At 55.5% G+C, this 1426-nt stretch carries 1 protein-coding gene; it reads right to left on the bottom strand.

Features of this window, described 5'->3' with window-relative positions:
• Positions 1-9: 9 nt before the first annotated feature.
• Positions 10-1341: an IS4 family transposase gene (locus tag BK658_RS28055; protein WP_123585144.1), complete on the bottom strand. Its 1332-nt coding sequence runs from the start codon at positions 1339-1341 to the stop codon at positions 10-12.
• Positions 1342-1426 lie beyond the last annotated feature (85 nt).

The raw sequence follows: 1426 nt of genomic DNA, 5'->3' as shown, positions 1-1426 counted from the left end.
TAATGCCAGTCAGTTAAGCTGACTGGCATTTTTATTTCTGATCGGATACTTCGGTGATTTCAGCCTGATGGCCCGGGGATAAATGCGCTCCTCTCGCCGATGAGGCAGCACATAGTGCGGGGCTGAGGCATGAAGCTCAGCCAGGTATTTGGGGATGTTCCCGGAGCGGTCGGCCGAGACGCTGTTGATAAACCCTAAAATTGCCCAGGTGCACGCAGTAAAGCTCATTTCGCACGGGTAAATACCCGGACAGTGGCGACTCATCTCCACCATCTGATAACGCAACAGGTTGTAGCCCAGCAACACTCCCCACAGTTCCTGCTCAATCATTTCGGGCGTCTTGCTACGCAACGTATAGCTGCTGTTGAGCAGCGTCTGCTTCATCTCCCGAAACCCTAACTCGATCTCCCATCGCTGGCTGTACAGGTCGACGATTTCGTCGGATGGAAAGCGCAGCGGGTCGGTCATCGACGTCAGTATCTGGCACACCTTGCCCTTGACGGTTTTGCTCAGGAGTCGCGCGGTCAGGCGCTCTGGTAGCCCCGGCCATTGCTTGCGGGCCTGCGGCGAAGTGCTTAACGAGACCACAGCATCCTGACGCCCCAAACGCTGAACCACTTCGTACTGCGTGCCCTTGCGCAGTGGCATCAGCCAATGTCGCTCGGTGCCCGCTTGCTGCCATTGGTGCAGCAAACCCAAGGAGTAGAAGCCGCGATCAAACAGCGTCAGCGAGTGATCAGGCGTGGTGTCGATCAGTTGCTCAGCCAGTTTCATTTCGTTGCTGCGATAGCCGTCAAACGCACTGCCAATGAGCAAATGACTGGTCAACTCCATCTGACACACCATGCGTACCTGAGGAAAACCGGTGTCGCCATGTTGATTACTGGCCGAGTCATAGCGTGCTCGATTTTCTGGCGTATCGGGCGTTCGCCAAACAACGCCATCGACACCCAGCAAACGCAATCCGGCCCAGGTTGGATGGGCGGCTGCTTCATGCCAACTTTTCTGAGTCAGATGGAAGACCTGTCGTACAGCCTCGCAACCCAATCTCTGACGGGCTTGAACCACTGCACTGGGCGCCACCAACGGGCGTTGCCCAGGCAGCATGATGTTCATGCGACTGACCACATCCCAAGCCGACATCCGCCGAAAGAATGCCATGGAGATAACGCACCAGAGCATCATTTCCAACGGCAAGCGCCGCTTGCGCAGGGTCGCTACGCCTGCTTGTTCAAGTGCCTGCTCGACCAAAGAAGGATCGAGCAAGGAATCCAATCCCTCGATTGAGTTGGGAGTGGAGGCAATGTTGTGGGTCAGTTCCAGTGCCCGAGCGAGACGCATAAAAAAATCCGATGCCAGTACAGACATCGGATTTTGATTTCTTGCGGCCAAAGGTCAAGCAATAGGGCTTAACTGATCGGCATTA

This window comes from Pseudomonas brassicacearum (assembly GCF_003732175.1).
GTDB classification, from domain to species: domain Bacteria; phylum Pseudomonadota; class Gammaproteobacteria; order Pseudomonadales; family Pseudomonadaceae; genus Aquipseudomonas; species Aquipseudomonas brassicacearum_G.
This window is presented reverse-complemented; position numbering and strand designations above follow the sequence as displayed.

What these genes read in the sequence shown, in the direction of transcription:
- BK658_RS28055 (WP_123585144.1), bottom strand. Translation starts at nt 1,341, where the DNA reads ATGCGTCTCGCTCGGGCACTGGAACTGACCCACAACATTGCCTCCACT.